The organism is Reyranella massiliensis 521, assembly GCF_000312425.1.
In the GTDB taxonomy this organism is placed as follows: domain Bacteria; phylum Pseudomonadota; class Alphaproteobacteria; order Reyranellales; family Reyranellaceae; genus Reyranella; species Reyranella massiliensis.
On record NZ_HE997181.1, the window covers coordinates 4,220,194 to 4,243,890 of the forward strand.

Below are 23,697 nucleotides of genomic sequence, written 5' to 3' on the forward strand. Positions count from 1 at the left end.
TCTCGATGTCCCGCCCCGACTTCCGAAGTGGAAGGGGGCTTCAACGAAGGAGAATGAGGCCATAGCACGACCTGCTCAACAGACTGCTCCGACCCGCGAGGGTCCGCGCGTCAACGGCGAGATCAGAGCGCCGCAAGTCCGACTGATCGACGAGAACGGCGACATGGTCGGCGTCCTCAACACCCGCGAAGCGATTGAAATGGCCGAAGAAGCCAGCCTCGACCTGATCGAGATTTCGCCCAACGCGGTGCCCCCGGTCGCCAAGATCTCTGACTACGGCAAGTACAAGTACGAGGCCCAGAAGAAGGCCCACGAAGCGCGCAAGCATCAGAAGGTCATCGAGGTCAAAGAGATCAAGATGCGCCCGAACATCGACGACCACGATTACGAAGTGAAGATGCGCGCGATGAAGCGGTTCATCGAAGAAGGCGACAAGGTGAAGGTCACCCTGCGCTTCCGTGGCCGCGAGATGGTGCATTCCGAACTCGGCTTGCAGGTCCTGAACCGCGTGCGTGGTGAGATGGATCCGCTGACCAAGATCGAATCGATGCCGCGCATGGAAGGCCGGCAGATGATCATGGTGCTGGCGCCGAAGTGATCGGCCCAGCGGGATCGACGCGGCCTCGCTGCCACGGCTTTGATCGGTTGGGCGGGATCGACGCGACGTCGGCCCGCTTCAGCCGCTTTCCCTCAGGATAAGCTCGAAGCCGAGATCAATTCGGCGTGGCTTGGCGGGATCGAGCGCCAGTTCGGCGGCCGCCCGGCCAATCGCGGCACCGTCGATACGTATGGTACTGACCGTCGGCGAGAAGAGCCGGCCCATTTCGAGATCACCCAGGCCGACCACGGCGACCTCCGGAACCGCCGCAGGCTCGGGGCCAAGCCGGTTGGCGCGACGAAGAGCCGACAGCAACCCGATGGCATAGGCGTCGTTTGCCGCAAACACAGCATCCGCATCGGGTGTACTGGCGAGAACCGCTGCGCCTGCGCCCGCACCGGACTGCCACTCGATCAGCACACGTCGCGGCTCGTCGAGCCCGGCCTTGCGCGCGGCCTCGATAAAACCATGCCACCGCTGCGTCGCCCGGCGATCATCGCCGCCGACGAAGACCAGTCGACGCCGGCCTGTCTTGGCGAAATGTCGTCCAACAACGACACCGGCATCGTGATTGTCGAAACCTACAGCAGCATCGACGGGCGCTTCCGGCAGTTCCCAGGTCTCGACAACGGGAATGCCGGCCCGCTTCAGCATCTCGATGCCCTCGGCCGTGACCGGCGCACCGATCATGATGATCGCCTCCGGCCGGCGAGACAGGAGCGCGGCCAGCGTCCGGGCCTCGCGCTGGTCGTCGTAGCCCGACTGCGCCAGGATGACGGAGAAACCCAGCGGCTCGAGCACGTCCGACAGACCCTGCACCGTATCGGCGAAGATCGAATTGGCGATGGTCGGGACGAGCACGCCGACCGACTTGGTGCGGGCACTGGCCAGCGAACCGGCCACCATGTTCGGAACATAACCGAGCTTGCGGATGGCATCTTCGACGCGCAGACGCGTCGCGCTGGACACGATGTCCGGGCGACGCACGACCCGGCTGACCGTGATAGGCGAAACCCCGGCCATCCTGGCGACTGCCATAAGCGTCGGCACCGGCGACTTCAAAGGGTCCGACGACCTGCTTTCCATGTCCATCGGCATATCTCCTAGCGCAGGTGGTCTGCAAGAAAGGGATAGCTTCCCCGAAAATGGTAGCGCTATCATTTCCAGAATCGATGAAGAGACCAGGAGGGAAACGGAATGATCGGTGAGCGGGAAGTCCAAGCCTATAAGCAGGACGGCGTCATCGTCGTGCCCGATGTCCTCGACAGCCGCACACTGGCTCGCATGCGCCAGGTCGTGGCCGAGCTGGTGGCCGGAGCCGCCGGTACGACCGAGCACACGGACGTCTACGACCTCGAACCCGGCCACACCCCGGCCGATCCGCGCGTGCGGCGCATCAAGGCGCCCCACAAGGTGCATGCAGTGTTCGACGAAGTCGTGCGCAGCCCGGAGGTGATCGCCATCCTGAAGGCGCTGCTCGGACCGGGCCTGCGCCTGCATGGGTCGAAGCTCAACATGAAGTCGGCGCACTACGGATCGCCCGTCGAGTGGCACCAGGACTGGGCGTTCTATCCGCACACCAACGACGACGTACTGGCGATCGGTGTTCTGCTCGACGACACCGACCTTTCCAACGGCCCCATGCTGGTGTCGCCTGGCACGCACACCGGCCCGGTGTGGAACCACCATGGACCCGACGGCCGCTTCGCCGGCCTGATCGACCCCGACGAGATTCGGGCCGAGATCGATCGCGCCATTCCCTGCATGGGCCGCGCCGGCAGCATGTCGTTCCATCATGTGCGCGCGCTTCACGGATCGGCACTCAACACGTCGGACCGTCCGCGCAACCTGCTGCTCTACGAAGTCGCGGCAAGCGATGCCTGGCCGCTGATGGGCGTGAAGGACTTCGACGAGTTCGACAGCCGTCTGCTGGCCGGCGGTTCGGTCGTCGAGCCACGCCTGACGGCCGCGCCGGTACGCATGCCCTTGCCGCCGCCGCTGCGCAGCGGGTCGATCTATGAGACGCAGTCCATCGCAACGAAATCCTACTTCAATCGCGCCGCCTAGCTGGCGAGCAAGACCGGCGAGGAATGCCGGCCGCTTCAAGAAGAACAAGCTCGTGAGGAAACGCCATGACAACGACGACCAAGGACCCCAACAAGAAGATGCCGGTGCGCGTAATCATTGCCGCCAGCGTCGGCTCGGCGCTCGAATGGTATGATTTCTTTCTCTACGGCACGGCCGCGGCGCTGGTGTTCGGCGAGCTCTTCTTTCCCAAGAGCGACCCGCTGGTCGGCACGCTGCTGGCCTTCCTGACCTTCGGCGTCGGCTTCGTGGTGCGGCCGCTGGGCGGCATCATCTTCGGCATCATGGGCGACCGATACGGCCGCAAGCCCGTGCTGGTGATCACCCTGCTGATGATCGGCGTCGGCACCACACTCATTGGCCTTCTGCCGACCTATGCGCAGATCGGCTACTGGGCGCCGATCCTGCTGGTGGCGCTGCGCGTCGTGCAGGGGCTGGGCGCCGGCGCCGAATATGGCGGCGCCGTAATCTATCTGGTGGAGAATGCACCGCCGAAGCATCGCGGTTTCTGGGGCGGCTTCGCTCCGCTCGGCGTTTCGGTCGGCAACCTGATGGCCGCCGGCGCCTTCGCGCTCGTGACCATGCTGCCGCGCGAGGAGCTGATGGCGTGGGGCTGGCGCGTGCCGTTCCTCGCGAGCGTCCTGCTGATCGCGGTCGGTATCTATGTCCGCCTGCGGGTCAGCGAGACCCCGGTGTACACCGAGGCCGTGGTCGCTCGGAAAAAGGTCGAAAGCAACCCGGCGATGGCGGCGCTGCGCAAGCATCCGCGCAACTTCATGGTCGTGCTGGGCGCCCGCCTCGCAGAGAACGGCTTGGGCTATCTCTTCCCGGTGTGGGGATTGAGCTACGTGATCAGCCTGGGCGTTCCCCGCGCCGATGCGTTGAGTGCTCTCATGGTCGCCTTCATCGTCGAGCTGTTCACGATCCTGGGCTTCGCGGCCCTCTCGGACCGGGTCGGACGCCGCCCTGTCTACATGTTCGGCGCCCTGGCCGGCGTGGCGCTCGCCTTCCCGTTCTTCTGGCTGGTCGAGACCAAGGAGTGGATCTACATCACGCTCGCCTTCGTCCTGGCGCGCGCCGTGGTGACGGCGGCGATGTTCGGGCCGCAGGCCTCGTACTTCGCCGAACTCTTCCCGCCGCAGCGCCGTTTCGCGGGCTTCGCCTTCGCCCGCGAGCTGGGCTCGCTGCTGGCCGGCGGGCCGGCGCCGTTCCTCGCGACGGCGCTGGTGGCATGGGCCAGCGGCTCCTGGTGGCCGGTGTCGATCTACGTGATCGTGCTCTCGCTGCTCACGACCTGGGCCATCTGGGCCGGGCCCGAGACATACGAAGAGAACATCGCCGGTGACACCGCTCAGCCCCCGTCGGCACAGACGGCCCGAGCAACACAGCCGGCGCGAGCCTGATCGGTGGCGCAGCAGCTTCGCGTTCTGCAGTCACTCTGGGCCATGGAACGGCGTCGCGCAGACGCCGACGAATGGCCGCTGCAGACGCAGCTCGAAATGATCCGCGACGCCGGCTTCGACGGGGCCGGCGTCCGCTTCATCGATCCGGACTTCGCCACCGAGGTCACCGGCTTCCTGCGCGCGCACGACATGATCTGGCAGGCGCAGTGCTATCCGACCAGCGTCGACGACCTCAAACCCGTCCTCGACCTGGTGGCACGATTGGGCGCCGATCACGTCAACCTGCAGCCGAATGTGCGGCCACGGCGACTGGAGGATTGCATCCCGCTGCTGGAAGGCTGGCGGCGTCTCAGCGAACGGTCGGGCGTAGCGGTCCATGTCGAGACCCATCGCGACCGCATGACGACCGATCTGTTCTTCATGCTGCAGCTTCTCGACTGCTTTCCCGATCTGCGGCTGACGGCTGACATCTCGCACTATCTGGTCGGGCGCGAATTCGCCTGGCCGGTCGACGACGAAAATCACCGCATGATGCACCGCGTGCTCGACAACGCCTGGGGCATCCATGGCCGCATCGCCAGCCGCGAACAGGTGCAGATCTCGTTGGGCTTCCCGCAGCATCAGGGCTGGGTCGAGCTGTTCATGGGATGGTGGGAATACGCTATCCGCTCCTGGCGCAAGCGCGCCGGCCCCGATGCCGTGCTGACGTTCCTGTGCGAACTCGGGCCACCGCCCTATGCCATCACCGGGCCCGACGGCGCCGAACTCTCGGATCGCTGGCAGGACGCACTCGCGCTGAAGGCCATGGTCAAGACATTGTGGCAGCGCATCGAAGCCGAAGGCGCGTAGAGGCGGCAGCCTATTTCTTTTGCGGCGTTCGTTCGCGCAAGGTCACCGTTCCCGTCGTGCGTTGCTCGTCGGGATTGAAACGTCCGCCCCCCACCGTGCCGTCCAGCCAGCGCACGCTGTAGACGGTTTCCTCGGCAAACGACATCGGTCCGTCCGGCCGCGCCGGCAGCCAGTAGTCGCAGCGAGCCGTGTCGTCGGCGTCGAGCTGCTGGGTCTGGCAAATCTGGCGCAGCACGTAGGGAATGAACCGCACGTCGCCGCCCGCCGGCGCCGTCGAGAAGTTGAGGCCGAGCGACGTAGCCTGCTGGTCGCAACGATAGTGCGCGCGGATCGCCGCCGCCCCCGGCACCTGTCGCCGAAGCCCGTCGAGCTCGGCCTGTAAGGCATCGAGCGCCCGCACACGCGCCGCGTTCGCGAACTTCGCCTCGACCAGCGCCGCCTCGTAGCGCCCGATCGCTTCGGCCGTCGGCTTTTCCGGGTAGCCCGCGCGGACAAGATCGCGCGACCAGGCGAGTGTTTCCAGGGAACGCACGACCATCTCGCCCGTCAGGCCGGCACGATCGCTCCAGTCCCCCAGCACGTTGTGGGGCGTCCAGCAGTATTGCAGCAAATTGTAGCCATCCGCTGCGACGGGCAGGGCACGCGCCTTGAGTATGCCCAGCGACTGGCCGGTCACGGTCTTCACCAGCACATATTGCGCGGCGGGATTGTCCTGGACTTTTTGCGAGCTTGTCTGAGCCCCGGCGCTGGCAGTCACGAGGCAGGCGAGGACGGCGATTGCGGCAGTCTTCGACATAACGGCTCGACAACGCACAAGGCAGTTTGTCGTTCCCTAGACGTCGTTCGAATTGATCAATCGACGAAACGATAGCGCCACGTCGGGGGCGGTCCAGTTGGGATCTTGCCTAACTGATGCGACCCACGGGGGACCGCCCCGGCGCGCCATTCGTGTGTGTGTCCGCTATGCTGATGCCCGAAAGATTGCACCAGCAATCATTGCGGAACGTTGACCCGGTGGAAGCATCTAAACCTCCGTGTCTGACGTCGATGGAGAGACTCAGACACGCGCCGGGATCACTGTCAACGCCGAATGAAGTGATCACGATTAGGACATGTACGACCCACCGTTCACATGCAGCACCTGGCCGGTCGTCGCGCTCGACTCTTCCGACGCGAGAAAGACGGCCGTGCGCGCAATCTGGTCCGGCGTGAGAAGACGACCGCCCAAAGGAATGGTGGCGCGCGCGATCTCGGTCAGCTCGGCGTCGGTGTTGCCGTAACGCGGCTGCGCCGTGTCGGTGAGGCCGGGCGCGATGGCATTCACGCGGATGCAGTGCGGCGCCAGTTCCAGCGCCAGCGCTCGTGTCATCGAGACCACGCCGCCCTTGCTGGCACTGTAGTGCACGCCGCGCACGGCGCCGCGGATTGCCGAGGAGGACAGGTTGATCACGGCGCCGCTCTTCCGGCCCGCCGCGATCAAGGCCTTGGCGACGGCGATGGTCGCGAAACAGCCGGCCTTGAGGTTGATGTCGAGGACATGATCCCAGTCGCTCTCGCGCATCTCGAGGAGCGGCACGCGAGGATAGACGCCGGCATTGTTCACCAGGATGTCCGGCGTGCCCAGGATCCGGACCGTCTCCGCGACCATGGCCTCGATCTCGGCCAGCCGTGCGACGTCAGCCCTGATGAGGTGCGCCCGGCGGCCGGCCTTGCGTATGTCGCCGGCCACCGTCTCCGCGCTGGCCTGGTCGTCAAGCCAGGTGATCGCCACGTCGGCGCCCTCACCCGCCAGCGCACGGGCGATCGCCGCCCCGATCCCCTGCTGGGCGCCCGTCACCAGGGCCACCTTTCCTGCCAGTTTCATGCGAAAATTCCCCGTCAAATCGCCATTCTGCCCGATCCCGCCGTGCTTGCACGGGCCCGGTCGCATCGCTATAAGCCCCGTTCCTTCGAGTGGCTTGGCCAATAAGGGCATTGCCTCGGCTGCTTCGTAAGGACTTTCCGGGCTCCGGTCCGGGCCGGCGCGAAAGCGCTAACCCTTTGAAAAGGAACAAAAATGCCCAAGATGAAGACCAAGAGCGGAGCCAAGAAGCGTTTTCGCTTCACGGCCTCCGGAAAAGTGAAGCATGGGGTCGTGGGCAAGCGCCACGGCATGAGCAAGCGGGGCAACCGCTTCCTCCGTCAGGCAACCGGCATGGCCATCGTGTCCGAGCCGGATACCCGGATCATCAAGCGCAACTTCTTCCCGTACGAGAGGTAGACCATGGCACGCGTCAAGCGGGGCGTGGCTGCACACGCTCGTCACAAGAAGGTTCTGAAGCTCGCCAAGGGCTATCGCGGCCGCGCCAAGGCGGCGTTCCGCGTCGGCATCGAGAAGGTCGAGAAGGGCCTTCAGTACGCCTACCGCGACCGTCGCAACAAGAAGCGTGCGTTCCGTGGCCTTTGGATCCAGCGCATCAACGCCGCTGTCCGCGAGCATGGCATGACCTACTCGCAGTTCATGAACGGCATCCTGAAGTCCGGGATCGAGGTCGACCGCAAGGTCATGGCCGATCTCGCGGCGCGGGAGCCGGCGGCGTTCAAGGCCCTGGTCGATCAGGCACAAGCGGCTCTCAAGTAGGGCCCGCCCTCAAGTAACGTCCGCTCCCGCCGCACCAGGCGCAACGGATAGCAATCGCAAAGAGGGAGCCTGGACCACAGGCTCCCTTTTTTCGTGTTCGGTTTCGAGAGTGGGAAAGATGGACGATCTTTCGACGATACGCAGCGAAGCGCTCGACGCGGTGCAGGCCGCCGCCGATCTCGGCGCGCTCGATGCCGCCCGCGTTGCCGCGCTGGGCAAGAAGGGCAGCGTCACCGGCCTGATGAAGACGCTGGGCGGCTTGGCGCCCGAGCAGCGAAAGGAATTCGGCGCGCGCGTCAATCAGCTCAAGGGCGAGATCGAAGCCGCTCTCGACGCCCGCAAGGGTGCGTTGAGCGCCTCCGCGCTCGAAGCCAAGCTTGCCGCCGAAAGGATCGACGTCAGCCTGCCGACCCGGCCCGAGAGCCAGGGCACGCTGCATCCCATCGGCCAGGTGATGGACGAACTCGGCGCCATCTTCGGCGAAATGGGCTTCACCTGGGCCGACGGTCCCGACATCGAGGACGACTGGCACAACTTCACCGCCCTCAACATCCCGCCCGACCATCCGGCGCGGCAGATGCAGGACACGTTCTATCTGCCTTCGCGTGCCGACGGCATGCCGATGGTCTTGCGCACGCACACGTCGCCCGGCCAGGCGCGCACCATGCTCGACAAGAACGTGCAGAAGATGCTGGCCGATGGCGGCTCGTTGCGCATCATCGTGCCGGGCCGCACCTTCCGCATCGACAGCGACGCCACCCATACGCCGATGTTCCATCAGGTCGAGGGCCTGGTGATCGACCGCACGACGCACATGGGCCACCTCAAGGGCTGCCTGGTCGATTTCTGCCGCGCCTTCTTCGAGATCGACGACCTGCCGCTGCGCTTCCGCCCGTCCTACTTTCCCTTCACGGAACCATCGGCCGAGGTCGATATCGGCTGCTCGTGGAAGGACGGCGAACTCAAGATCGGCGCCGGCGATTCGTGGCTGGAGATCCTGGGCTCCGGCATGGTCCATCCCAACGTGATCCGGAACTGCGGGCTCGATCCCGCTGTCTATCAAGGCTTCGCCTTCGGCATGGGCATCGATCGCATCGCCATGCTGAAATACGGCATCCCCGATCTGCGCGCCTTCTTCGACGCCGACTTGCGCTGGCTGCGCCACTACGGCTTCTCGGCGCTCGAGATGCCCTCGCTGACCGGAGGGCTCGCGCGATGAAGTTCACGCTTTCCTGGCTGAAGGAACATCTCGACACTACCGCGACGCTCACCGAGGTGCGCGACGCGCTGACCATGCTCGGCCTCGAAGTCGAGGGCATCAGCAATCCGGCCGAGGCCCTGAAGGGCTTCGTCGTCGGCTATGTCGTCGAGGCGGTGCAGCATCCCAACGCCGACCGTCTGCGCGTCTGCAAGGTCGATACCGGCGCTGGCGTGGTCCAGGTCGTGTGCGGGGCGCCCAATGCGCGGACTGGCATGAAAGGCATCTTCGCGCCGCCGGGCAGCTACATTCCCGGCACAGATCTTCACCTGAAGGTCGGCAAGATCCGCGGCGAGGAGAGCAACGGCATGCTCTGCTCCTCGCGCGAGCTGCAGCTCGGCGACGACCATAGCGGCATCATCGACCTGCCGGCCGATGCCCTCACCGGCGCGCCGGCCGCCGAGGCGCTGGGCCTCGACGATGCGGTGATCGAGATCAAGGTGACGCCCAACCGCGGCGATTGCCTGGGCGTGCATGGCATTGCCCGCGACCTGGCTGCCTCCGGCCTCGGCACGTTGAAGCCGATGAAGGTCGACAAGGTTGCCGGCAGCTACAAAAGCCCGATCAAGTGGACGCATGGCTACGAAGCCAAGCCCGACAGCCCCTGCCCCATCGTGGTCGGCCGCCACTTCCGCGGCGTCAAGAACGGCCCCTCGCCCGACTGGCTGCAGCGCCGCCTCAAGGCGATCGGGCTGCGCCCGATCTCGGCGCTGGTCGACATCACCAATCTCGTCACCTTCGACCTCAACCGGCCGCTGCACGTATTCGATGCGAAGAAGCTCGCCGGCGATCTGGTGATGCGTCAGGCACGCGAGGGCGAGCAGGTCCTGGCGCTCGACGGCAAGACCTACACGCTCGATCCCACGATTGCGGTGATCGCCGATGCCAACGGCGTGCACGGCATCGGCGGCATCATGGGCGGTGAGGATACCGGCGTGCAGGAAGACACCGCCGAAGTCTTCCTCGAAGTCGCCTACTTCGATCCCATCCGCACTGCAGCCTCCGGCCGCAAGCTCGGCGTCCAGTCCGACGCGCGCTATCGCTTCGAGCGCGGCATCGATCCGGAATCCGTACATTGGGGCGCCGAGGTCGCGACCCGCCTGATCCTCGACCTGTGCGGCGGCGAGGCAAGCGAACTCGTCGCGAGCGGCGTGATGCCCGCCTGGCAGCGCAGCTACGACCTGCGGGCGGACCGCGTGAAGGGTCTGACCGGCATCGACGTGCCGGCGGCGGAAACGGCGGCCATTCTCGGCAAGCTGGGTTTCGCGGTGAGCGGCAGCGGCCCGTGGACGGCCGCGGTGCCGTCCTGGCGCTCCGACATCGTAGGCGAAGCCGACCTCGTCGAGGAGGTCACGCGCGTCTACGGCTTCGACAATATCCCGACCACGTCGCTGCCGCGGCTGTCGGCAATGTCGAAGCCGGTGCGCAATCCGATGCAGCGGCGCGTGCCGCAGGCACGCCGGGCGCTGGGTGCGCGCGGCATGAACGAGGCCGTCACCTGGTCGTTCCTGCCGCGCAAGAAGGCCGAGCGTTTCGGCGGCGGCCAGCCCGACCTGTGCCTGCTGAATTCCATCGACGCCACGCTCGACACCATGCGGCCTTCGATCCTGCCCAACCTGATCGATGCAGCGGCGCGCAACGAAGCGCGCGGCCTCGTCGATCCGGCGCTGTTCGAGGTGGGTCCGCAGTACAAGGATGCGACGCCGCAAGGCCAGCGCACCGTGGCCGCCGGCCTCCGCCACAACATGGCAGTCCCGCGCAACTGGGCCGGTCCCGCACGCACCGTCGATGCTTTCGACGCCAAGGCCGATGCACTGGCCGTGCTGGCCGCCATCGGCGCACCCGACAATCTCTCGACCCAGGCCGGCGCGCCGGACTGGTATCACCCCGGCCGCTCGGGCGCGATCAAGCTCGGCGACCGCGTGATGGCCTATTTCGGCGAACTGCATCCCGAGATCGCGGCTGCCGCCGACCTCAAGGGTCCGGTCGCGGCCTTCGAAGTGTTTCTCGATGCGCCGCCGCTGCCCAAGGCCAAGGCGAGCAAGGCGCGGTCCAAGCTGGTGGTGTCGGCCTTCCAGCCCGTCGAACGCGACTTCGCCTTCCTGGTCGATGCCTCAGTCGAGGCCGAGAAGCTGGTGCGCGCCGCCCGGAATGCCGACAAGGTGCTGATCACCGCAGCCCGCGTATTCGACGTCTATGCCGGCAAGGGTGTACCGGAAGGCAAGAAGTCTCTTGCCATTGCCGTCACCCTGCAGCCGGTCGAACGTACCTTGACCGATGCGGAGATCGAGGCGGTTTCCGCCAAGATCGTCGCGGCGGTAGCCAAAGCGACGGGCGCCGCCCTGCGTGGTTAAATTCATTGGAGTGCGCCGCCCGCTGGCGCTTCCCGAAGTAGAGTGACATGACCGACCTGTCGTTGATCCGCAATTTCTCGATCATTGCTCATATCGACCACGGCAAGAGCACGTTGGCCGATCGGCTGCTGCTGCGTTGCGGGGCGGTGACGGAGCGTGAATTCCACGACCAGATGCTCGACTCCATGGATATCGAGCGCGAGCGCGGCATCACCATCAAGGCGCAGACCGTTCGGCTGGAGTATCCGGCGCAGGACGGCAAGACCTACATCCTGAACCTGATGGACACGCCCGGCCACGTCGACTTCGCCTACGAGGTGAGCCGCTCGCTCGCCGCTTGCGAAGGCTCGCTGCTGGTGGTCGATGCCAGCCAGGGCGTCGAAGCGCAGACGCTCGCCAACGCCTATCACGCGATCGACGCCAACCACGAGATCATCCCGGTCCTGAACAAGATCGACCTGCCCTCGGCCGAGCCGGAGCGGGTGTGTCGCGAGATCGAGGACGTGATCGGCATCGACACGTCGGAGTCGATCAAGGTCTCGGCCAAGACCGGCCTCGGCATCGACGACCTGCTGGAAGCGATGGTGAAACGCCTGCCGCCGCCCAAGGGCGAGCGCAACGCGCCGCTGAAGGCCCTGCTGGTCGACAGCTGGTACGACCCGTACCTCGGCGTCGTGACACTGGTGCGCGTGCAGGACGGCGTGCTGAAGAAGGGCATGCGCATCCGCATGATGGCGACCGGCGCCTCCTACGACCTGGACAAGGTCGGCGTGTTCAAGCCCAAGGCCACCGATGTGGCCGAGCTTGGTCCCGGCGAAATCGGCTTCATCATCGCCGGCATCAAGGCCATCGCCGACTGCAAGGTCGGCGACACCATCACCGACGACCGCAAGCCCGCGACCGAGATGCTGGCGGGCTTCAAGCCCTCCGTGCCGGTGGTGTTCTGCGGTCTGTTCCCGGCCGACGCCGCGGAGTTCGAGACGCTGCGCGAATCGCTCGCCAAGCTGCGCCTGAACGATTCCTCGTTCCATTTCGAGCCCGAGTCGAGCGCCGCGCTGGGCTTCGGTTTCCGCTGCGGCTTCCTGGGTCTCCTGCATCTCGAGATCGTGCAGGAGCGGCTGGAGCGCGAATTCAACCTCGACCTCGTCACCACCGCGCCCTCGGTCGTCTACAAGCTCAAGATGACCGACGGTACGGCGCTCGAGCTGCACAACCCGGCCGACTATCCCGACCCCGTGCACATCGAGAGCATGGAAGAGCCCTGGATCAAGGCCACAATCATGACACCGGACGAGCATCTCGGCTCGGTGCTGACGCTCTGCCAGGAGCGCCGCGGCCAGCAGATCGAGCTCACCTATGCCGGCGCGCGCGCCATGGCGGTCTATCGCTTGCCGCTGAACGAAGTGGTGTTCGACTTCTACGACCGGCTGAAGTCGGTGACGCGCGGCTATGCCAGCTTCGACTACGAAATGGTGGGCTACGAGGAAGGCGAGCTGGTGAAGGTCTCGATCCTGGTCAACGCCGAACCAGTCGATGCGCTTTCCATCATCGTGCACAAGAGCCAGGCCGAGCATCGCGGCCGGGCGCTCTGCGAGCGGTTGAAGGACCTGATCCCGCGCCAGCTCTTCAAGATCGCCATCCAGGCGGCGATCGGCGGCCGCATCATCGCTCGCGAGACGATCAGCGCGCTGCGCAAGGACGTGCTGGCCAAGTGCTATGGCGGCGACATCAGCCGCAAGAAGAAACTGCTGGAGAAGCAGAAGAAGGGCAAGAAGCGCATGCGCCAGGTGGGCGACGTGGAAATTCCGCAGTCCGCCTTCATCGCCGCGCTGAAGATGGACAGCCGCTAGCTGGTCAGGCGAGCGGGCTCAGGAAAGCCCGCGGCTGCGGCGCTTCCGCGAGGGGCGCGAGCCGCCGAGGAAGCTGGGATCCGGCCGGTCGCCGTCGCGGTTGCCCAGCCACAGCAGGAAGAAGCCCAGAACCAGGAACGCCGGCAGGGTCGGCAAGGCCAGGAACGGCCGGACCGTCCAATTCCACAGGGAGCCGGGAAGATGCCGCCGCGCCGAGGTCTGGGCGCTGCCGAGCGAACCGGGATCGAGGTGCGCCCAAAGGCTCCCCAGGGTTGAAAAATGATAGCTGCCCTCCGACCACCATGTAAGGAGGTCATGCACGACCACTGCGACTGCCAGCGCCAGCAGTAGCCACCCCAGGGCACGAAACGCCACCATTACTCCCCCAAATACCGGGCGGCACCCTAGCCAAGGAGCCGCGTCGGGGAAAGGCCGTTGCCGAAGCCATCCACCGCGCTATAAGAGCGGCCGACCGCGCTTCCCGGACAGGTGGCCGAGCGGTTTAAGGCACACGCTTGGAAAGCGTGCGTGGTGTAACAGCCACCGCGGGTTCGAATCCCGCCCTGTCCGCCAAAAGCAGCATGCATCCGCCGAGGCTGCTTCTCATCAATCAGCCTGAAAGCTACGGCGTCGGCGTAGATTCTCTTCGATGAAGGCCACTGCACCCCCTACCCCGTCTTCGGATCGGATGGCGGCGCCGAGCGCGGCGGCGCGGGCGCGCAGGGCAGGATCGTCCATGGCATGGAATGCGGCGGCCAGATCGGCCGCGGTCATCTTGCGCTTGTCGAGCGCCCGGGGGGCGACTCCAAGGGCCATGACCCGGCGCGCCCAGAAAGGCTGATCGCCCAAAAACGGGCAGATCGCCGTCGGCTTGCCGGCGCGCAGGGCCGCGCCCGTCGTGCCGGCGCCGCCATGATGCAGGGTTGCGTGCACGAGCGAGAACAGGCGATCGTGCGGCGCACCGGCGATGACGTGGAGGTCGCTCGATCCATCGATGCGACCCAGTGCCCCGCCTACTGTCGCAAGCAAGCCGCGCTTGCCGGCTCGACGCAAGCCTTCGGCCACCAGCGCGGTCAGCCGTTCCGGCTCGGCACCGGGCATGCTGCCGAAGCCGACATAGATCGGCGGTTCGCCGGCTGCCAGGAAAGCGGCGAGATCGGCATCCGGCCGCCATTCCGGCGCATCGAGAAACCAGTAGCCGGTGACGGCGATGTCTGGCCCCCAGTCGGGCGGCTTTGGAATTACGAGCTGACTGTAGCCATAGAGCGTGCCGGCGAGCGGTGCGGGCCTGTCACGCGCTGAAAGCCCGAGCGAATCGGCTCGCCACTGGCGCAAAGCCCTGGAAAAGATAATGCCGCCGCCGTGGATCATCAGCGCATGACTCATGCGATTGAGCGGACCGAGCGAGGCAAAGGGCAGGATTGGCGAGGGGAAGGCGGCCGTCGGCGTGAAGCCTGGCAGAGGCGAAGCAAGAAAGGCGGGGATGCGCAGCCTGGCCGCGATATGAGGTGCGCCGAGCGCCTTGGGATGGAAAATAACCGCATCAGGTCGGAAAGCGCGCCCCGCTTCCCATTCGGCATCGAGCAGGGCCCGCATGAGATGCCTGTAATGCTTGATCAGCTTGAAGCCGGCTGCGAAGCCGGCGCCGGACCTCCCGATCAAGGCCTTGGTCTCGGGTGAGTCAAGCAAGGCCAGGAATTCGGCAGGCAGCGGCGAGAAGGGCACACCCTCCGCCTCGGCCATATCGGCGAACTGGGCCGGTGCCACGAGCAGGGCCTCGTGGCCACGGGCCTTAAGTCCACGAGACAGTGCCAGGTAAGGCTGCGCGTCGCCACGCGTGCCGAGCGTATGAATGGTGAAGCGCATCCATGGTCCTCTCAGCTCGTCGTTACAGCCGCGCATATCATCGACGAAGAACGCTTCGGCGAGTGCGTTTGGTTCCCTTCGATCGGAGGCGGCCCATCATGCAGTCCCTGACGAGCGGTCGATATAAAGGGCTCACGGGGGTTTGCAAAAGCTGCATCTCATGCTCGTCGCTGCGGGAGAATGCGAAAATGAACAGGTTGTCGTCGACGCTCCACTCGACGCAAGGCCTTGCAAAGCTCCCTGTTTATCTTCTTCCTAACGGGAAAATTGCCGCGGAGAGGTATCAAGTCTCGTGAAAAAGCTGATCAACGATCCGCGCGTCGTGGTTCGCGAAATGCTCGAGGGCCAAGTCGGCCTGCATGCCGGGCAGACGTTGCTGGCCGACGAGAACGTGGTACTGCGTGCCGATCTGGGACTGCCGGCGGCGCGGCAGGTCGCCATCATCTCCGGTGGCGGCAGCGGACATGAACCCGCACACGCAGGCTATGTCGGCGCCGGCATGCTGCACGCGGCCGTGGCCGGCGATGTCTTCACCTCGCCGTCGACCGACGCCGTCCTGGCTGCCATCCGCGCCGCCTCCGGACCTGCCGGCGCCCTGCTGATCGTGAAGAACTATACGGGCGACCGCCTGAATTTCGGTCTGGCTGCCGAACTGGCGCGGGCCGAAGGCATTCCCGTCGAGACTGTCGTGGTCGCCGACGATGTAGCGTTGCGCGACAGGGTGGCGTCGGAACGGCGACGCGGCCTCGCCGGCACCGTGCTGGTTCACAAGGTGGCTGGCGCCGCTTCCGCCGCTGGACTGGATCTCGCCGCCGTCGCCACCGAGGCGCGTCAGGCGGCCTCTGCGGTGGGCACGATGGGCGTGGCGCTCGGCGCCTGCACTGTTCCGGGCGGCAGCGCGGGCTTCACGCTTGCGGCCGACGAGATGGAACTGGGTCTGGGCATTCATGGCGAAGCGGGCGTGCGGCGCACCAAGCTGATGTCGGCGGACCAGATTGTCGAACACTTGCTGGCGACGATCCTCGTCGACCTCGCGCCGCCGCCGGGTGCACGCATGGCGCTGCTGGTGAACGGGCTGGGCGGGACGCCGCCGATGGAACTGGCCATCGTCGCACGCAAGGCCCTGGCCCAGCTTCGCGCGTCCGGCTTGCACGTCGCGCGCGCCTGGTCGGGAAACTTGATGACCGCCCTCGAGATGCCGGGCGTCTCGCTCAGCCTTCTCATCGTCGACGACTCGCGGCTGGCACGGCTGGATGCCGCCTCCGCCGCGCCGGCCTGGCCGGGTCATGGTCGCCTCGCCGAGGCATTGTCCCTTCAACCGCCGTCTCCGGCGCCGCCGACGACCGCCCCCATCCTCACGCCGACGAGGGCCGGCCGCATCATGCGCCAGTCGGCGTTGAAGGCCGCCGAGGCGCTGACTGCCGCGGAGGCGCAGCTCACCGAGCTGGATGCCGCAGCAGGCGACGGCGACCTCGGCTTCAGCATGAGCCGCGCCGCTTCGGCGATCCGCGCCATGCCGGCATCCGACTGGACCACCCCCTCCACGGCACTCAAGCATCTGGCTGCAGCTCTCGGACGCGCCATTGCCGGTAGCTCAGGCCCTTTCTATGCGACAGCTCTGGTTCGCGCCGCGCGGGGCCTGCCCGACGATCCCGGCCCGCGGGATTGGGCGGCGGCGCTCGATGCCGCTGCCGCCGCGATTGCCGAACTGGGCGGTGCGAAGCCCGGCGATCGCACCATGCTGGACGCGCTGGTGCCGGCCGCTGCGGCTTTCCGCATCGCTCTCGACGACGGCAAGCCCGCCGCGGACGCATGGATGGAAGCCCTCGACGCTGCGCGCGAGGGGACGACGGCGACGGCCGACATGTCGCCTCGTGTCGGTCGTGCGGCCTATCTCGGCGATCGTGCACTCGGCCATGCTGACGCCGGCGCCACGGCCCTGACCATCTGGCTTGCTGCCATCACACCGACCTGACACGACCACTCGCAGGCCGACATTGAAACGGCGCGAGCAATGACAATCGGACCGGCCTCAGGGCAATGTCGCCCAAGGAAGACAGAGCCCGAGAAGGAACGATTGTGACACTACCACTCGAAGGAGTTCGCGTTATCGAAGTGGGCCAGGCGCTGGCCGGCCCTCTCGCCGGCGTGCTGCTGGCCGACATGGGCGCCGACGTCATCAAGGTGGAGAAACCGGATGGCGGCGACGATGCGCGCATCTGGGGCCCTCCCTTCGGCCCAGACGGCGTGACATCGCTCTACTTCCACAGCCAGAACCGCAACAAGCGCTCCGTCGTCCTCGATCTGAAGCTGGCGGCCGACGTCGATGCGCTGCATCGGCTGTGCGAGAATGCCGACATCCTGATCCAGAATCTCCGGCCGGGCGTCGTCGACGAGATCGGCATCGGCCCGGAGACCATGCTGAAACGGCATCCGCGACTGATCTACTGCTCGATCTGGGCCTTCGGGTATCAGGGCCCGATGCGCATGAAGCCGGGCTTCGATCCATTGCTGCAGGCCTATGGCGGCATGATGAGCGTCACGGGCCGCCCCGAGGATCCACCGACCTTCTGCGGCGCGTCGATCAACGACAAGGCGACGGGCATGTTCTGCACGATCGGCGCGCTGGCGGCATTGCGCCTGCGCGATCGTACTGGCAAGGGCTGTCTCGTCGACACGTCGCTGTTCGACTCGGCCGTGCATTGGGTCGAGGGACAGCTCAACAACTATCTCTCGGACAATCAGCCGCCCAAGCGGCACGGCACCGGATCCGGCGCCATCGTCCCCTACCAGCTCTTCGAAACGACCGACGCTCCGGTTTGCCTCGCAGCCGGCAACGATCGCCTCTGGGCGCGCTGCGCCAAGGTGCTGGGCCATCCAGAATGGGGAACGGATCCGCGCTTCGCCACGAGCGCCCAGCGCGTGCGCAATCGCGCCGAGCTGGTCCCGCTGATCGCAGAGGTCATGCGCCACAAGAGCCGCGCTCACTGGCTGGCGGCTCTCGAAGAAGCAGGTGTGCCCTGCAGCCCGGTAAACGACATCGCAGAACTCGCGGCGACCGAGCAGCTCGCTGCGGCCGATCTCGTGCATCAACTTCCCGACGGCGGTCCTCGTGTGGTCGGTCTGCCGATCTCCTTCGATCGCAAGCGTCCGCGGTCGGCGCGGCCCGCACCGACACTCGGTCAGCATACGCATGAAGTTTTGGGCCGCCCCGCTAAGTAATGAAGCGTACGCGAGAGCAGGCGCTTTCGCCTGCTCTCCGCCACCTATTGATCACACGCCATTGCGGTTGAGGTCGCTAGCATCTTCGCCTGCTCAAAACAGCCGTGGAGATGACCTTGACGTCGATCGACGCGAAGGCACAGCCGATTGGCGCCGCAATGAAAGCCCGTCTGAAGGACGTGCTGCGCCCTTTCGTTTCGTCCCTGCCTTCATTCTCGGGATTGCCATCCTGGTCACGCACCATGCGCGTGCTGCAGCACCATGGCTTCGAGCCGCAAACGGTGTTCGACATCGGAGTCGGCTACGGCACGTTCCCGCTCTACCGTGCGTTTCCGAACGCGTTCTACCACCTGGTTGATCCGGCACGAGAGTCGTATGCCTACATGCAAAAGCTTGCAAAGCAGTTGCGCTGCGAACTTCACTCCGTCGCTCTGGCCGATCGCGACGGCGATGCTGCGCTCGAAGTACGAGGCGATATCCAGGAATCGACACTGCTTGAGGAAGTAGGACCGCGGCGCGTGCGGCGCGTCGACCGCGTTCCGTTGCGTCGTTTCGACAGCCTCTTCGGTCCCATCAAAGGTCCATCGCTGTGCAAGATCGACGTGCAAGGTGCCGAACTCATGGTGCTCGACGGCATGACGGGCCGATTGCCCGAGATCGATGCAATCGTCATTGAGACCAGCACCATCGCGACCGTAAAAGGCGGGGCCGAAGTCCGCGACGTCGTGAGCTTCCTCGGCGATCATGGCTTCGTGCTCGCCGATATCATCGGTCTGCGTCGGCGTCCGCTCGACGATGCCACGGCGCAGCTCGACCTACTGTTCGTGCCACACGACAAAAATCTGCGCACTGACCGACGGTGGGCGGCGTCGGCCTGAGAATGGAACTGCAGGCGCGTTTACAAATATCGGTGCCGAGTCAGGCGCCTCGAGAGGTCGATCATTGCGCATTCGGTGGTCAATCTGTGACAGGCCGGAACGCGATCAACTGTCTCTTGCACTGCCGCTGCGCAGGCGCAACATCGCGGCCTGAGCCCGGTCTCGAAAGGTTCATTGCATAGGCCTGCGACGTCTTGTCAAACTGGCCTCCCTCGATGCAACCGGAACGATTTCAATGCCGTTTCTCGTTCCGTGGGGCATGATGCCGTAAACCTGCCATATGGCGGCAATATTCGATGTATGTTTTGACTTTCTGGAAGCAGGATGAAGATCGCGAGCCTGATGAAGCAGACCGTGGGGGTCGGATTGCTGCTCCTGTCAGGATGCGACGTGGCGCGTTCGGCGCGTGATGACCTTGCACGTCTGATGGCTCCCTCGCCGCCGCCTTCGCAGGTGCGGAAGAGTAACCCGCCCAGGCAGCAACCTCCTGCTCCGGCGGCCAGTATTCGGACCGGCGGCTCGGCAGCGTCCGTGGAGGCCTCGGCGGCGGCTACACCTTCGGGTTCGCCGCCGGTGACCGTGGGCGCAGACAGCGGAGCAATCCTGCCGACCGGCATGAGCGAACGGGAGCTCCGGGCAATGCTCGGCCCCCCAACAAGCGAGGAGGAGCATCCGCCAGGCAAGCAATGGCGGTATCGGGACGGTAAGTGCACGGTCGATATCCAGCTCTACCCGGATGTCGAGACCAAGCAATTCGGAACTCTTGCGTACAAGGTGAAGAGCGATGACAACACAGATGAAGGAAGACGTCTCTGCGTGGCCCAGCTCCAATCCCGTGTTCAAGCCCGTCGATAGTGGAGAAAGTGAGCGGAAAATTCGCGTCGCCTTCGCGGAGGACGACGACGATTTCCGCGAAGCCGTGTCTGGTGAATTGACCGACTACGGTTTCGACGTCACGTCGTTCGCCGATGGCAAGCTCCTGCTCGAAGCTTTTGCCCAGGGAATCGACGCGGAGATCATCCTGCTCGACTGGAGCATGCCCAGCGTGTCGGGAATTGACCTGCTGCCCAAGCTCCGGCAGGCAGGCGTTGTCCTGCCGGTGGTCTTCCTGACCGGCCGTTCGCAGCCGGCCTACGAAAAGCTGGCCCTCGACCGCGGCGCGCTCGATTTCGTCGACAAGTCCCGCGGCGTGCCGATTCTCGCCCAGCGCTTGCGCTTGATCGCGGATTCGCACAAAAAGCCTGCCGAGCCGGAGTTCGAGGGCAACTTCCACTGCGGCCGGCTGTTGCTGAAGCCCGGCATCAGCCGCGCCTATTGGGACGACGCCGACGTCAACCTGACGCTGACCGAGTTCAAGATCGTGTACCTGCTCGCTTCGAGCATCGGCACCTATGTTACGTACCGCGCTGTCTACGATTGCATGCACTACGTGGGCTTTATCGCGGGGAGCGGCGAGAATGGCTATCGAACAAACGTCCGTTCCTGCATCAAACGGATCAGAAACAAGTTCCGAGCCGTCGACCCTGACTTTGCCGAAATCGACAACTACCAGTCCTTCGGTTACCGCTGGGGCAAGGCCTAGCCCGACTACCCGAGGTTGGCAGCCGGCGCTCCGCCGGCTGGCCGCCTCACTCACACTTAAGCTCATCATCCTCGTCGGCATCTTCCTGGCCCTGCCTGTGGTGCTCTACGGGCAGTTCGAAAGCGCCGACAGTCAGATGCGCGCCCTCGTGACGCGCGCCATCCAGGACCGCTCGGCTCTGATCGCCGAGGCGCTCACCCCCGCCCTGAAAGAAACCGATCCTACGGCGCCCATGGCGCTGAACCTTGAGCTTGCCAAGTACGGCAGCGACGGCACGGTCCTCAAGCTGATGTTCCAACCGCCGGCCGACAGGGCGACCGGCCGGTTTTATCTCGTGGGCTCGACTCCGCCGATCCGGCCGGAGGCGGTGGCCGCCGAACTCGACGAGCTGCGCCAGCGCGGCATTCTGCAACGCCTCTCCGAGGCATGCATGTGGGATGCTTCCAACGAAATCCGTTACAAGCAGGCCGATGGCTCGATCGAGCTGCTGACTTCGATCATCCCGATCCGCGCGCGCGGCAACTGCTGGGTGCTCACCTCCACGCACGTTACCTCGGAATTCCTCAATACGTCGATCGGCCGGCCCTACTGGGAAACGCGCGAGATCCGTGTCGCTGCCGTGATTTATCTGGTTGTCGCCGTGCTTGCCCTTCTGATTGCGATCAGCATCCGAGTGAGCCTCGGCCGCTTCCGCACCGTCGCCAATGAGATCAGCCAGGGCCGTATCGGCGATTCCGCCTTCGCCCGACGCAATGTCGTGCCCGAACTCTCGAGCGTGGCCCGAGATTTCGACAAGCTGGTGCATGAACTGGCCCGTGTCTCGCGCCAGATCCGGCAATCGGCCGAGGACAATGCGCATTCCTTCAAGACGCCCTTGGCCGCCGTGCAGTCGGCGCTGCGCCCCGTGCGTCGTGCCGTGCCCGAAACAGACGAGCGTGCCCGCCGCGCCCTGGAGATCGTCGACTCCTCGCTGGCCCGCCTGCTCACCCTGGTCAATGCCGCGCAGCATTACGATACCGCGACGGCCGACCTGATCGATGCACCACGTGTACCGACTGACCTGACGCAGCTCGTTGGTGAAGCGGCCCGTCATTTCCGCGAAATTTTGGCTGCCCGGGATATCAGGTTGATCCGCCGCCTCGACGAGCATGCGATCGTCCGCGCAGGCCAAGGCATGCTTGAAGAGGCCCTGCAGAACGTTCTGGAGAATGCCATCAGCTTCTCGCCCAAGGGCGCCGCTATCATCGTGACCCTCACCGCAAATGCCGAGACCGTGGAGCTGCAGGTCGACGATCAGGGGCCCGGCATCGATCCCGCCAAGATCGAGCATGTCTTCGAGCGCTATTTCTCTTCGCGTCCCGAAGTCGGAACCGGATCGGACGCAGCGGTCGAGCATTCGGGATTGGGTCTTTGGATCGTGCGGCGTAGTGTCGAGGCGCTGGGCGGTCAGGTGAGCGCCGTGAATCGCATCGGTGGCGGCCTGTCGGTCGTCATCGTGCTGCCACGCAATGGCCATCAGTGACGACGCACGCAGAAGGTCTGCGAGACACAGCATGATCACTGGTCGATACTGAAGGTGCTGCTTAGCTTCAGGCGAGCGAATGCTTCGCTGCGGAGCTCCATGGACACCATTCCCGACCTCGGCCGTTTTCATCAGCAAGGCTCGGCCCAGATCTATCCTGTCATCCTGTCGGGCGGCGCCGGTACGCGCCTATGGCCGCTCTCGCGCGCCTCCTATCCCAAGCAACTTCTGAAGCTCGTCTCCGATCGCACGCTCCTGCAGGAGACGGCGATGCGCGGCTTGGCCGATGTCGGCTTCGCTGCGCCGATCGTCGTGTGCAATGCCGAGCATCGGTTCCTCGTCGCTGACCAACTCGAAGAGGTCGGCGTTAAACCGCAAGCGCTGCTGCTGGAACCGCTGGCGCGCAACACCGGACCTGCGATCGCCACGGCCGCACTCTGGCTGCTGCGCCAGGATCCCGATGCGGTGATGCTGGTGCAGCCGTCGGACCATGTGATTGCGTCGCTGCCGGCGTTCCATCACGCCGTAATGCAGGGCATGGCCGCCGCCCGGGCAGGCCGCCTCGTCACTTTCGGCATCAGGCCCGACCGCCCCGACACGGGCTACGGCTACATTCAGAGCGGCACGCCCATCGATGGCAGCGAGGGCGTGCTCGACGTGGAACGCTTCGTCGAGAAGCCTGATCGCGATACGGCGCAGCGCTTCGTCGACAGCGGCACCTTCTACTGGAACAGCGGCATCTTCCTCCTCGGTGCCCGCGCCTATCTCGACGAGCTCGCCAACATCAACGCAGCCATGCTCGACGCCTGCCGCGACGCCGTCGATGCCGCGAAGGACGGAACGGGCTGTCTGCATCTCGACGCCGGCGCCTTTGAGCGAGCGCCTTCGCTCTCGATCGATCATGCGGTGATGGAACGCACCGACCATGCCGCTGTCGTTCCCGTCGACATGGCCTGGAACGATGTCGGTTCGTGGCCGGCCCTGCACGGCATTGCCGACGGCGATTCGGATGGCAACGTGATCCAGGGCGACGTATTGCACGAGGGCGTCAGCAACTCCTACTTGCGATCCGAAGGCCGCCTGCTGGCAGCCGTCGGCGTCGACCATATAACGGTGGTTGCGACCGACGATGCCGTGCTGGTCGCGGGTGCCGATTCGGCGGGTGCCGTTTCGCGGGTCGTCGAACGAATGCGCCGCGAGAACAGGTCGGAACCTCTCAGGCATTCGACCTGTCATCGGCCCTGGGGCAACTATCGCACTGTCGACGCCGGCGATCGCTTCCAGGTGAAGCGCATCACGGTGAAGCCGGGCGCTAAGCTCAGCCTGCAGAAGCACTATCACCGCGCCGAGCATTGGATCGTGGTTCACGGCACCGCGATCGTCCAATGCGGCGACGATCGCCAACTGCTGCACGAGAACCAGTCCGTCTACATTCCGGTCGGCACGGAGCATCGCCTGGAAAATCCGGGAAAGATCGCGCTGGAGCTGATCGAAGTGCAATCCGGTGGCTATCTCGGCGAAGACGATATCGTACGCCTTTCGGACAATTACGGCCGGGCCTGAGTTCTTACGCGGGGAATGTCCCGTATTGGTCACACCTTCCGGCTGCC

21 protein-coding genes and 1 tRNA gene are annotated in these 23,697 nt (G+C 65.4%); 17 read left to right on the forward strand and 5 right to left on the reverse strand.

Going from position 1 to position 23,697, the window contains the following annotated elements:
• Positions 1-61: 61 nt before the first annotated feature.
• Positions 62-598: a translation initiation factor IF-3 gene (gene infC / locus BN60_RS20605; protein ID WP_043284168.1), complete on the forward strand. Its 537-nt coding sequence runs from the start codon at positions 62-64 to the stop codon at positions 596-598.
• A gap of 78 nt (positions 599-676) precedes the next feature.
• Here the strand turns inward: infC and BN60_RS20610 are convergent, their stop codons facing one another.
• Positions 677-1,759 carry a substrate-binding domain-containing protein gene (locus BN60_RS20610; protein ID WP_083856212.1) on the reverse strand — a complete coding sequence of 361 codons (1,083 nt, stop codon included), beginning with the start codon at positions 1,757-1,759 and terminating at the stop codon, positions 677-679.
• A 36-nt stretch (positions 1,760-1,795) separates the two neighbouring features.
• Here BN60_RS20610 and BN60_RS20615 point away from each other — a divergent pair, with 36 nt between their 5' ends.
• The 3 genes from BN60_RS20615 (at position 1,796) to BN60_RS20625 (ending at position 4,935) form a co-directional block, all read left to right on the forward strand.
• Positions 1,796-2,665, forward strand: coding sequence for a phytanoyl-CoA dioxygenase family protein (locus BN60_RS20615; protein ID WP_020698038.1), 870 nt, complete (start codon positions 1,796-1,798; stop codon positions 2,663-2,665).
• Between the two features lie 65 nt (positions 2,666-2,730).
• Entirely contained in the window at positions 2,731-4,086 is a 1,356-nt protein-coding gene (locus BN60_RS20620) for an MFS transporter (protein WP_020698039.1), read from the forward strand.
• A 3-nt stretch (positions 4,087-4,089) separates the two neighbouring features.
• Positions 4,090-4,935: a sugar phosphate isomerase/epimerase family protein gene (locus BN60_RS20625; protein WP_043284172.1), complete on the forward strand. Its 846-nt coding sequence runs from the start codon at positions 4,090-4,092 to the stop codon at positions 4,933-4,935.
• A 10-nt stretch (positions 4,936-4,945) separates the two neighbouring features.
• Here BN60_RS20625 and BN60_RS20630 read toward each other — a convergent pair whose 3' ends face one another.
• Together BN60_RS20630 and BN60_RS20635 are read right to left on the reverse strand one after the other, a co-directional pair.
• The gene (locus BN60_RS20630) at positions 4,946-5,731 is read right to left on the reverse strand and encodes a hypothetical protein (RefSeq protein ID WP_020698041.1); all 786 of its coding nucleotides are present in this window, start codon (positions 5,729-5,731) and stop codon (positions 4,946-4,948) included.
• A gap of 309 nt (positions 5,732-6,040) precedes the next feature.
• The gene (locus tag BN60_RS20635) at positions 6,041-6,799 is read right to left on the reverse strand and encodes an SDR family NAD(P)-dependent oxidoreductase (RefSeq protein ID WP_020698042.1); all 759 of its coding nucleotides are present in this window, start codon (positions 6,797-6,799) and stop codon (positions 6,041-6,043) included.
• A 192-nt stretch (positions 6,800-6,991) separates the two neighbouring features.
• Here BN60_RS20635 and rpmI point away from each other — a divergent pair, with 192 nt between their 5' ends.
• The 5 genes from rpmI to lepA all read left to right on the forward strand — a co-directional run bounded on the left by rpmI (position 6,992) and on the right by lepA (position 13,017).
• Positions 6,992-7,195, forward strand: coding sequence for a 50S ribosomal protein L35 (rpmI, locus tag BN60_RS20640; protein ID WP_020698043.1), 204 nt, complete (start codon positions 6,992-6,994; stop codon positions 7,193-7,195).
• A 3-nt stretch (positions 7,196-7,198) separates the two neighbouring features.
• Positions 7,199-7,555: a 50S ribosomal protein L20 gene (gene rplT, locus BN60_RS20645; protein WP_020698044.1), complete on the forward strand. Its 357-nt coding sequence runs from the start codon at positions 7,199-7,201 to the stop codon at positions 7,553-7,555.
• A gap of 118 nt (positions 7,556-7,673) precedes the next feature.
• Positions 7,674-8,774 (forward strand): phenylalanine--tRNA ligase subunit alpha, encoded by a 1,101-nt coding sequence (gene pheS / locus BN60_RS20650; protein ID WP_020698045.1) that lies wholly within the window; start codon positions 7,674-7,676, stop codon positions 8,772-8,774.
• Entirely contained in the window at positions 8,771-11,167 is a 2,397-nt protein-coding gene (gene pheT / locus BN60_RS20655) for a phenylalanine--tRNA ligase subunit beta (RefSeq protein WP_020698046.1), read from the forward strand. Before pheS ends, pheT begins: the two co-directional genes overlap by 4 nt.
• A gap of 47 nt (positions 11,168-11,214) precedes the next feature.
• A complete protein-coding gene (gene lepA, locus BN60_RS20660; protein ID WP_020698047.1) occupies positions 11,215-13,017 on the forward strand; it encodes a translation elongation factor 4 in 1,803 nt (600 codons plus the stop codon).
• A gap of 18 nt (positions 13,018-13,035) precedes the next feature.
• Here the strand turns inward: lepA and BN60_RS29165 are convergent, their stop codons facing one another.
• Positions 13,036-13,395, reverse strand: a complete 360-nt coding sequence (locus BN60_RS29165; protein ID WP_020698048.1) for a hypothetical protein — start codon at positions 13,393-13,395, stop codon at positions 13,036-13,038.
• A 105-nt stretch (positions 13,396-13,500) separates the two neighbouring features.
• On the opposite strand from BN60_RS29165, the gene BN60_RS20670 reads away from it, so the two are divergent.
• Positions 13,501-13,590, forward strand: a tRNA-Ser gene (locus BN60_RS20670).
• A 33-nt stretch (positions 13,591-13,623) separates the two neighbouring features.
• Here the strand turns inward: BN60_RS20670 and BN60_RS20675 are convergent.
• Positions 13,624-14,883, reverse strand: a complete 1,260-nt coding sequence (locus tag BN60_RS20675) for a glycosyltransferase (protein ID WP_020698049.1) — start codon at positions 14,881-14,883, stop codon at positions 13,624-13,626.
• Positions 14,884-15,175: 292 nt separating this feature from the next.
• Here BN60_RS20675 and BN60_RS20680 point away from each other — a divergent pair, with 292 nt between their 5' ends.
• From BN60_RS20680 to BN60_RS20705, 7 genes are all read left to right on the forward strand, one after another.
• Positions 15,176-16,858, forward strand: coding sequence for a dihydroxyacetone kinase family protein (locus BN60_RS20680; protein ID WP_020698050.1), 1,683 nt, complete (start codon positions 15,176-15,178; stop codon positions 16,856-16,858).
• Positions 16,859-16,962: 104 nt separating this feature from the next.
• Positions 16,963-18,105, forward strand: a complete 1,143-nt coding sequence (locus tag BN60_RS20685) for a CaiB/BaiF CoA transferase family protein (RefSeq protein ID WP_043284175.1) — start codon at positions 16,963-16,965, stop codon at positions 18,103-18,105.
• Between the two features lie 116 nt (positions 18,106-18,221).
• Positions 18,222-18,983: an FkbM family methyltransferase gene (locus tag BN60_RS20690; protein ID WP_215905927.1), complete on the forward strand. Its 762-nt coding sequence runs from the start codon at positions 18,222-18,224 to the stop codon at positions 18,981-18,983.
• Positions 18,984-19,307: 324 nt separating this feature from the next.
• Entirely contained in the window at positions 19,308-19,838 is a 531-nt protein-coding gene (locus BN60_RS30575; protein WP_020698053.1) for a hypothetical protein, read from the forward strand.
• Complete coding sequence (locus BN60_RS20695) at positions 19,819-20,565, forward strand: response regulator transcription factor (RefSeq protein WP_020698054.1); 747 nt, start codon at positions 19,819-19,821, stop codon at positions 20,563-20,565. The genes BN60_RS30575 and BN60_RS20695 overlap by 20 nt, the downstream gene beginning before the upstream one ends.
• Before the next feature lie 136 nt (positions 20,566-20,701).
• On the forward strand, positions 20,702-22,087 hold the full coding sequence (locus BN60_RS20700; RefSeq protein ID WP_215905928.1) for a sensor histidine kinase: 1,386 nt from the start codon (positions 20,702-20,704) through the stop codon (positions 22,085-22,087).
• Positions 22,088-22,186: 99 nt separating this feature from the next.
• Positions 22,187-23,650, forward strand: a complete 1,464-nt coding sequence (locus tag BN60_RS20705) for a mannose-1-phosphate guanylyltransferase/mannose-6-phosphate isomerase (RefSeq protein ID WP_020698056.1) — start codon at positions 22,187-22,189, stop codon at positions 23,648-23,650.
• Positions 23,651-23,697 lie beyond the last annotated feature (47 nt).